The organism is Methanobrevibacter sp. UBA188, assembly GCF_905234905.1.
GTDB lineage: Archaea > Methanobacteriota > Methanobacteria > Methanobacteriales > Methanobacteriaceae > Methanocatella.
On sequence record NZ_CAJOJM010000004.1, the window covers coordinates 54248 to 63315 of the forward strand.

Sequence of the window (9068 nt, forward strand, 5' to 3'; positions counted from 1 at the left end):
TATAAGGAGCCAACATATGAACGGTTATATTAAAAAAATTGAGCAAATAAATTTTGGGCTAATGTCTCCTGATGACATTCGTGAAATGTCTGTTGTTACTGTTGAAACTCCGGATACCTATGAGGATGATGGTTTTCCTATTGAAAAAGGTTTAATGGATCCTCGTTTAGGTGTTATCGACCCAAGTTTAGTTTGTAGAACTTGTGGTTTCAGAGGTGGGGACTGTCAAGGACACTTTGGTAGTATTGAACTCGCAAGACCTGTTATCCACATTGGTTTTGGTGATGTAATTCATAAGATTTTACGTTCAACCTGTAACAGTTGCGGTCGTGTTCTATTGCCTGAAAACGTTCTTGAAGAATACACCAAAAAAATTACTGAAGCAATGGAAAACAAGGAAAGCATTTCAGAAATTTTGAAAAAACTACAAAACGAAACCAAAAAAGTCGAAATGTCTGATGCTAAACAGAATGACATTGTTGATAAAATCATGAAAGAAGTCTATCCTGAAGGAGAAGACAACTATGATGATGCTGATAGGGAAGATTTATTATTGAACATTTTGGATCAACTTTATGCTGAAGCTTACATGGAAAGAGATGAAACTGAGGAAAAACCTCACTTCAAATACATTGACCCAAAACAGCTCTGTCCACACTGTAAGAAAAATCAATCAATGGCTGATATTGAAGCAAGCTATGATATGATTGAAGCTAAAAATGCTGATGATTTACACAAACTTCATGACAAGATAGTTGAAGATGTCGAAGAGGAATTCGAGAAAAAGGTTGCCAAAATCGACAAGAAAATTGAAAAACTTCAAGAAAGCGATGAAGTTGATAAAGATGCAATTGCTGAGTTAGAAGAGGAAAAAACCGATATTCTTGCTGAAGCTGAAGAAAAATCTGAAGATAAAGTTCAAAAAGAATTCAAAAGACGTTTAAGAGATTTCGTCAAACAATACTTGCAAGAATTAATCCAAGAACCTATTCTTTTAGACAAACCTGTAACAATCCGTCGTGGAGATTACAAGTTGACTGCATCTGAAGTACGTGAAAGACTTGAAAACATCACTGATTATGATTCATTTGTTTTAGGTGTTAATCCTGAAGTTGCAAGACCTGAATGGTTAGTATTAACAGTACTTCCTGTTCCTCCTGTAACCGTAAGGCCATCAATTACTTTGGATACTGGTGAAAGGTCAGAAGACGACTTGACTCACAAGCTTGTAGATATCTTAAGAATCAATCAAAGATTGCTCGAAAACATGGAAGCTGGTGCTCCACAATTGATTGTTGAAGACTTATGGGAATTATTACAATATCACGTTACTACTTACTTTGATAATGAAGCTAGTGGTGTTCCACCTGCAAGACACAGATCCGGAAGACCTCTCAAAACATTAACCCAAAGGTTAAAAGGTAAAGAAGGTCGTTTCAGATCAAACCTTTCAGGTAAACGTGTAAACTTCTCTGCACGTACTGTAATTTCACCTGACCCAAACATCAGTATCAATGAGGTCGGTGTTCCTGAAATGATTGCAAAAGAAGTAACCGTACCAGTATATGTAAACGAATGGAACATGGATGAAATGATTAAATACATTGAAAACGGTCCTGAAGTTCACCCTGGTGCAAATTATGTAATCAGAAAAGACGGAAGAAAAATCAGAGTGCATTCCGAAGAAACCAAAGAGTTAATCCTAGAACAATTGGAACCAGGTTTCATTATTGAAAGACACTTGAAAGATGGTGATATGGTACTGTTCAACCGTCAGCCTTCACTTCACAGAATGAGTATGATGGCTCACGAAGTAAGAGTACTTCCATACAAGACTTTCAGATTAAACTTATGCGTATGTCCTCCATACAATGCGGACTTTGACGGAGACGAAATGAACATGCACGTATTCCAGACTGACGAATCTCGTGCAGAAGCTAAATCCTTGATGCGTGTACAGGAACACATTCTATCTCCAAGGTTCGGAGGACCAATTATCGGTGCTATTCACGACCACATTTCCGGTGCTTATCTTTTAACCAGGGATGGTGTCGAATTCACAGAAGAAGAAGCACTACAAATCATACGCAAATCCCACTTGAAAATACCTGAATTCAAGTCCGGTCAATGGATTTTAAAATATGACCCTGACCACGATGAAGAATCATTTATCTACAAAGACAAAGGAGATAAATGGACAGGTAAAGAATTGTTCTCATTATTATTACCAAATGACTTAAACTTATCTTACAGTGCTGAAATTTCAAAATGTCCTGTAGTATACCCTGAAACAGATGCAAGTGTTGTTATCAAAAACGGTATCTTGACTCAAGGTGTAATCGATGAATCCGCTTACGGATCATTTTCAGGTAAAATCTTAGATAAAATCGTTAAGGAATATGGTCCTGGAAGAGCTAAAGAGTTCTTAGACCGTTCCACTGACCTTGCTATCTGTGGAATCATGAAAACAGGAATTACCACTTCATTAAACGATGAAGAGATTCCTTCCGAAGCTCAAGACCGTATTAACGAGCACTTAGATAAAAAGATGGCTGAAGTAGATAAACTTGTTGAATCTTATGAAGAAGGTTATCTCCAAGCTTTACCTGGTAGAAGTCTTGAAGAGACTTTAGAGATGAAAATCATGCAAGTTCTCGGGGAAGCTAGGGATATGTCCGGTCAGATTGCAGAAAATTACCTTACCATGGGTAAACAATCTGATGATGACTCATACGAACATGTAATGGCTGTTGAAAACCACTCTGTAGTAATGGCACGTACCGGTGCAAGGGCATCCATGTTGAACCTTACTCAGATTACTGCTTGTGTAGGACAACAAGCGGTTAGGGGTGGACGTATCGAAAGGGGTTACCTAAACCGTACCTTACCTCACTTCAAGAAAGGTGAGTTAGGGGCTAAAGCGAAAGGATTTGTACACTCAAGTTACAAATCAGGTCTTGACCCAATTGAATTCTTCTTCCACGCAATGGGAGGAAGAGAAGGTCTTGTAGATACAGCGATTCGTACCGCACAATCCGGTTACATGCAAAGAAGACTCGTAAACGCATTGCAAGATTTACAAGTTAAACAGTCAGGACTTGTTACTGACAACCAAGGTAATGTTATCCAAACCATGTTCGGTGAAGATGGTGTGGATCCTGCAAAATCAGACTTTGGTAAACCAGCTGACTTAAATAAACTTATTGATGAAATCAGAATGGAAGGTAAGTAGGTGTAACTATGGATGATATTATAATTAAGATAAATGACACAATTGCTGAAATTAATGATTCAGAAAATCTCAACATTGATTTTCCAGATAGTTATATCGAAGATTTAGCTAAAGCTTATATTCAAAATGATTTATCTGATGATGAGTTAAGAAAATTAGTAATCAAGCTTAAAAATGCCTATGACCGAGCTCATGTTGAAGCTGGAGAGGCTGTTGGAACAGTAGCTGCTCAATCTGTTGGTGAACCTGGTACTCAGATGACTATGCGTACTTTTCACTATGCAGGGGTAACTGAGCTAAACGTAACATTAGGTCTTCCGAGACTTATTGAGATTGTTGATGCAAGAAAAGAGATTGCTACTCCAACTATGGATATTTACTTTGATGAAGAAAGACGTAATGATGAAGAGTTTGTTAGAACTTTAGCTAACAAGATTGGTAAAAGTACTATAAACGATATTCTTTCTGATTTCAATTTAAATTATGGTACTATGGAAGTTGAAGCAATTTTAGACAGTAAAAAGATTGAGGAAAAAAGACTTGATCGTGAAGAAATCAATGCTATAATTGGAAAAACTTTCAAGAAAGCTGTTATTAATAATGATGAAATTGTTATTCCATCAGGAAAACCGGATTCCAAATCCTCAGATGTTAAATTTGAAATTAGGGAACTTCGTCTCTTAGCAGATAAGGTTCGTGATTTACAGATTAGTGGTATAAAAGGTATCGGAAAAGTTATTATTCGTCGTGATGATGAATGGATTATCCATACCGAAGGATCCAACCTTAAAGAAATTCTTGACATGGAAGGTATTGATCATGTGAGAACTACCACCAATAACATTCATGAAATCGGTGAGGTTTTAGGAATCGAAGCAGCTCGTCAATCTATTATTAACGAAGCTCAAAATACTCTTTCAGAACAAGGTCTTAGTGTAGATGTAAGACATATTATGTTAGTTGCAGATATCATGACTTCAGAAGGTGTTGTAAAATCCATTGGAAGACATGGTATTAGTGGTGAAAAATCAAGTGTTTTAGCTCGTGCAGCTTTTGAAGAAACTGGTAAACATTTGCTTCGTGCAAGTATTCGCGGTGAAGTGGATGATTTAACTGGTATCATCGAAAATATTATTATTGGACAACCAATACCTCTTGGTACCGGTTCTGTCGGTGTCAAAATGGATTATAAAAATGAATAGGAGGCTAGATGATGGACGTAGATAGAGGAATCAGGGTAGCTGTCGACACTGGTGATGTGACTTTAGGCTCTGAAAAATCAATTCAATCTTTAAAATTAGGAAAAGGACAACTTGTTGTTGTTGCTAGTAACGCTCCTAAAGAAATTCTTGAAGATGTTGAATATTACGCAAATCTTTCCGAAATTCCATCCTTAGTATATGATGGAACTAGTGTAGATTTGGGTTCTGTTTGTGGTAAACCTTTTACTGTTGCTACATTAATCGTAAACGATCCAGGAGATTCTACTATATTAGACGATTTGAGGTAGATTTAAGTGTCTATTAAATTTAGTGCAAATGAAATAAGATACATAGCTCTTTTCGAAAATATGACTGGAGCAATGGTTAAAGATTGCATTATCGATGATGAACACGGTAAAGTTACTTTCGTTGTAAAGAATGGTGACATGGGACTCGCTATTGGTAAGAAAGGAAGTTCCGTATCTAAAGTTCAAAGAGCAGTAGATAAAGGTGTAGAAATCATTGAATTAGATGATGACCCTATACAATTCATTAAAAATCTTTTATCTCCTGCTAAAGTACAATCTGTTAAAGTAAGTCAAAAGCAGTCAGGTAAAAAAATAGCTACTGTTACAGCAGATAATACTAACAAACGTATTGCTATCGGTAAAAATGGAATCAATATTGAAAGGGCTAAATTATTAGCAAACAGACAACATAATATTGACAATATTATTTTAAAATAGCTTTCGAGCTATTTTATTTTAATTTATTTTTTTTGAAAAATACTTTTTTTTTATTTATATTTATAAAACAAATACATACCTTTATAAAGGTTGAAATATATATTCTATCATAAGATATCTGTACTGTTTTATAACATGACTATGTGTGCTTTTTGTCATTGTTTTTAATAATTATTTCAAGATATCTTCTTTTAGATAACTTATTTATCTAAATTAATTATTATTACTGATTGTATCTCAGAATTTAGATTGTACTATGTAGATTATAGTATAAATCGCAGCGGTGGATTCTTAGATACGCTTTTAACAAAAAGATTAGAGGAATAAAATATGCCAGGACTTTTTGCTGCAAAAAAACTTAAAAAAAATAGACAAAATTTTAAGTGGAAAGACGTGGATTACAAAAGGAGAGCTTTAAGGTTAGACGTTAAAGCAGACCCTCTCGAAGGAGCTCCTCAAGCAAGAGGAATTGTAATCGAAAAAGTAGGGATAGAAGCAAAACAACCTAACTCTGCTATCCGTAAATGTGTTCGTGTTCAATTAATCAAAAACGGTAAACAATTAACTGCTTTCGCACCAGGTGACGGAGCTATCGGATTTATCGATGAACACGATGAAGTGATGATTGAAGGAATCGGTGGACCATCCGGAAGATCCATGGGAGATATTCCAGGGGTTCGTTGGAAAGTTTCCAAAGTTAACAACGTAGCTTTATCTGAAATGGTAAGTGGAAAAATAGAAAAACCTGTAAGATAAGGAGTTATATTTATGAGTAAATTATTCAATAAATGGGATCTCGATGAAGTAAAAGTTGAGGACTTAGGTTTAGTAAAATATATCTGCTTAGATGAAACTTTAGTTCCACATACTTCTGGTAGACACGTAAAAAGACAATTCGCAAAATCTAAAGTATCTATTGTTGAAAGATTAATGAACAAAGTAATGAGAACCCATCTCAACTCTGGTAAAAAGAATAAAGCTTACAACATCGTAAGAGATGCATTAGAAATTATCAATAAAAGAACTAAAAAGAATCCTGTTCAAGTTTTAGTTACTGCAGTTGAAAACACTGCACCTCGTGAAGAAACTACTCGTATTAAATACGGTGGTATTGGATACCAAGTAGCTGTAGATATCTCACCACAAAGAAGAGTAGACCTTTCATTAGGATTCTTGACCAGAGGTACTTTACAATCTTCATTCAAAAACAGAAAATCTGTTGCTGAATGTTTAGCTGATGAATTAATTCTTGCTTCTGAAGAAGATTCAAGAAGTTTCGCTTTACAAAAAGCTGAAGAGAAAGAAAGAGTTGCTAAAGCAGCGCACTAATCATAATGCTTATATATAGGTGGTTATTTTGAGTAGAAGAGACAAAATGATTGCAAAAATCAAAGAATTGATGTATGAACCTGAACAAATCAGAAATATTGGTATTTGTGCTCACATCGATCACGGTAAAACTACCTTATCTGATAACTTGCTCGCAGGTGCAGGAATGATTTCCGAAGAACTTGCTGGTGATCAAAGATTCTTAGATTTTGATGAACAAGAACAAGCACGTGGTATTACTATTGATGCAGCTAACGTATCCATGGTACACGATTACAAAGATAGTGAATACTTAATCAACTTAATCGATACTCCAGGTCACGTTGACTTCGGTGGAGACGTAACTCGTGCTATGAGAGCTGTAGATGGTGCAGTAGTAGTAGTTTGTGCTGTAGAAGGAATTATGCCTCAAACTGAGACAGTATTCAGACAAGCATTAAAAGAAAATGTTAAACCGGTTTTATTCATTAACAAAGTTGACAGATTAATCAACGAGTTAAAATTAGAACCTGAAGAGTTACAAAACAGATTCTTAAAAATCTTCATGGAAGCTAATAAATTAATCAAAAACATGGCTCCTGAAGAGAAAAAAGAAGAATGGAAATTAGATTTCACTGATGGTAGTGTAGCTTTCGGTTCAGCATACCACAATTGGGCTATTAACGTACCAACTATGCAAGAAACTGGAATTAACTTCAAAGACATCATTGATTATTGTAACGCTGAAAATGAAAAAGAATTAGCTCAAAAAGTACCTTTATCTGATGTATTATTAGGTATGGTAGTAGAACACTTACCTTCCCCTAAAGAAGCTCAAGTATACAGAGTACCTAACATATGGGATGGAGACATCGAATCTCCTGCAGGTAAATGTATGGTTGAAACCGCACCTGAAGGACCTTTAGCTGTAATGGTTACCAACGTATCTGTAGACAAACACGCTGGTGAAATCGCTACTGGTAGGGTATACGGTGGATCAATCGAAAAAGGTACAGAAGTATATCTCGTTGGTTCTCACGGTAAATCCAGAGTACAACAAGTAGGTGTATACTTCGGTCCTGAAAGAGTTAACACCGATAAGGTACCTGCAGGTAACATTGTATATGTTGCTGGTGCAAAAGGTGCTATCGCTGGGGAAACTCTCTGTTCACCTGAAGACAAAATCAAAGAGTTCGAAGGTTTAGAACACATTTCAGAACCTGTAGTTACTGTTGCTGTAGAAGCTAAAAATACTAAAGATTTACCAAAATTGATTGAAGTATTAAGACAAACTGGTAAAGAAGACCCTACCGTTAAAATCGATATTAACGAAGAAACCGGTGAACACTTAGTATCCGGTATGGGTGAGCTTCACTTAGAAGTTATTGGTTACAGAATTAAAGATAAAGGTGTAGACATTACCACATCCGAACCAATCGTTGTATACAGAGAAACCGTTAAAAAACTTTCTCCACAAGTTGAAGGTAAATCTCCAAACAAACACAACAGATTCTACATTACTGTTGAACCTATTGAACCAAGCCTTTACGATGCAATCGCTGATGGTGACATCAAAGAAGGTAGAGTTAAAGGTAAAGAATCAGCTAACGACTTCATGGAAGCTGGATTAGATAAAGAAGAAGCTAGAAGAGTATGGGCTGTTCACAACAGAAGCATTTTCCTTAACATGACTCGTGGTATTCAATACTTGGACGAAGTTAAAGAATTATTACTCGAAGGATTTGAATCCACTTTAGAAAGTGGTCCTTTAGGTGAAGAAATCTCCATGGGATTAAAATTCAAACTCAACGATGCAAAACTTCACGAAGACGCAGTTCACAGAGGACCTGCACAAGTATTGCCTGCTATCAGAAATGCAATCTTAGGTTCTATGATGTTAGCAGAACCTGCTTTACTCGAACCTATGCAAAAAGTAGTCATTGATACTCCTAACGATTACATGGGTGCATGTACTCGTGAGATTCAAAACAGAAGAGGTCAAATTGTCAACATGGGTCAAGAGACTGGTGACATGGCTAGAATTGAATCCAAAGTACCTGTAGCTGAAATGTTCGGTTTCGCTGGAGACATCAGATCTGCTGCTGAAGGTAGATGTTTATGGTCTACTGAAATTGCAGGATTTGAACCACTCCCACGTGAGATGCAAAATCAAATCGTAAGGGAAATCAGACAAAGAAAAGGATTATCTGCTGAACCTTTCCCTCCAAGTCATTACTTAGGAGATTTATAAATTTAAAATTTAAAAATTATATTTTTAATTTTTTTAATTTTTTTATTAAAAATCATGAAAAAAACATTATCTTTTTATATGTTGAATGATAAAGTTTATTTAAGCTATCATTTAGGCTTATAAATATATGTTGATAATATTACAAAGAGGTTATTATTATGGCAAAAGAAAAAGAACATCTTAACTTAGCATTTATTGGACACGTTGACCACGGAAAATCCACTTTAGTTGGACACTTATTATTAAAAGCTGGTGCAATCGCTGAACAACAATTAGATGACGGAGAAAACAAATTCAGATTTGTTATGGACAAATTAGGAGAAGAAAGA

Annotated in this window: 8 protein-coding genes; all 8 read left to right on the plus strand. The window is 35.7% G+C overall.

Features of this window, described 5'->3' with window-relative positions; translation table 11 throughout:
- Positions 1-16: 16 nt before the first annotated feature.
- Positions 17-3232, plus strand: a complete 3216-nt coding sequence (locus QZ143_RS01735; protein ID WP_292880599.1) for a DNA-directed RNA polymerase subunit A' — start codon at positions 17-19, stop codon at positions 3230-3232.
- An 8-nt stretch (positions 3233-3240) separates the two neighbouring features.
- Positions 3241-4434, plus strand: coding sequence for a DNA-directed RNA polymerase subunit A'' (gene rpoA2, locus QZ143_RS01740; protein ID WP_292606448.1), 1194 nt, complete (start codon positions 3241-3243; stop codon positions 4432-4434).
- An 8-nt stretch (positions 4435-4442) separates the two neighbouring features.
- A complete protein-coding gene (locus QZ143_RS01745; protein ID WP_292606450.1) occupies positions 4443-4742 on the plus strand; it encodes a 50S ribosomal protein L30e in 300 nt (99 codons plus the stop codon).
- Between the two features lie 6 nt (positions 4743-4748).
- Entirely contained in the window at positions 4749-5180 is a 432-nt protein-coding gene (locus QZ143_RS01750; RefSeq protein ID WP_292606452.1) for a NusA-like transcription termination signal-binding factor, read from the plus strand.
- A gap of 330 nt (positions 5181-5510) precedes the next feature.
- Positions 5511-5936, plus strand: a complete 426-nt coding sequence (locus QZ143_RS01755; protein ID WP_067044341.1) for a 30S ribosomal protein S12 — start codon at positions 5511-5513, stop codon at positions 5934-5936.
- 12 nt (positions 5937-5948) lie between these two features.
- The gene (locus tag QZ143_RS01760; RefSeq protein WP_292606456.1) at positions 5949-6509 is read left to right on the plus strand and encodes a 30S ribosomal protein S7; all 561 of its coding nucleotides are present in this window, start codon (positions 5949-5951) and stop codon (positions 6507-6509) included.
- Positions 6510-6537: 28 nt separating this feature from the next.
- On the plus strand, positions 6538-8739 hold the full coding sequence (locus QZ143_RS01765) for an elongation factor EF-2 (RefSeq protein WP_292606458.1): 2202 nt from the start codon (positions 6538-6540) through the stop codon (positions 8737-8739).
- A gap of 158 nt (positions 8740-8897) precedes the next feature.
- A partial coding sequence (locus tag QZ143_RS01770; protein WP_292880612.1) for a GTP-binding protein occupies positions 8898-9068 on the plus strand: 171 nt, incomplete at its 3' end.

Bases quoted from the DNA above. Each gene is read 5' to 3' on its own strand.
- QZ143_RS01760 (WP_292606456.1), top strand. From the start codon at position 5,949: ATGAGTAAATTATTCAATAAATGGGATCTCGATGAAGTAAAAGTTGAG.
- QZ143_RS01755 (WP_067044341.1), top strand. From the start codon at position 5,511: ATGCCAGGACTTTTTGCTGCAAAAAAACTTAAAAAAAATAGACAAAAT.
- rpoA2 (WP_292606448.1), top strand. From the start codon at position 3,241: ATGGATGATATTATAATTAAGATAAATGACACAATTGCTGAAATTAAT.
- QZ143_RS01735 (WP_292880599.1), top strand. From the start codon at position 17: ATGAACGGTTATATTAAAAAAATTGAGCAAATAAATTTTGGGCTAATG.
- QZ143_RS01745 (WP_292606450.1), top strand. From the start codon at position 4,443: ATGATGGACGTAGATAGAGGAATCAGGGTAGCTGTCGACACTGGTGAT.